Raw genomic sequence first — 439 nt, forward strand, 5'->3', positions numbered from 1 at the left:
GATAGGTGCCGTGCAGCGGCCGGTTCAGCAGCGGCTTGTCGGGCGAGTTGTTGAGCTCGTCCCAGGTCTGCTGGTCGATGCCGTCGACGAACGAGTTCGGGTCGAAGCTCGGCGACGACACGAACGCGAGCACGTCGCCCGTCTTCGGCTCGATCGCGACGAGCGCGCCGCGTTTGCCGGCGAATGCCTGCTCGGCAACCTGCTGCAACCCGATGTCGAGCGACAGCACGAGGTTGCTGCCGGGCGTCGCCTGCGTGCGCGACAGCGTGCGCACGGGCCGCCCGCCCGCCGTCACCTCGACTTCCTCGAAGCCGGTGATGCCGTGCAGCTCGGTTTCGTAGCTTTGCTCGACGCCGACCTTGCCGATGTAGTCGGTGCCCTTGTAGTTGTTCGCGTCGCGCCGCGGGTCGTAGGTTTCCGGATCGCTGTCGTTCTCGTC

The 439-nt window shown here is 67.2% G+C and carries 1 protein-coding gene; it reads right to left on the minus strand.

Features of this window, described 5'->3' with window-relative positions:
- Positions 1-439: penicillin-binding transpeptidase domain-containing protein (locus tag J5M67_RS28735; RefSeq protein ID WP_279381602.1), on the minus strand; the 439-nt coding region annotated here is incomplete at both ends.

This window comes from Pseudomonas sp. 30_B (genome assembly GCF_017491605.1).
GTDB lineage: Bacteria > Pseudomonadota > Gammaproteobacteria > Pseudomonadales > Pseudomonadaceae > Pseudomonas.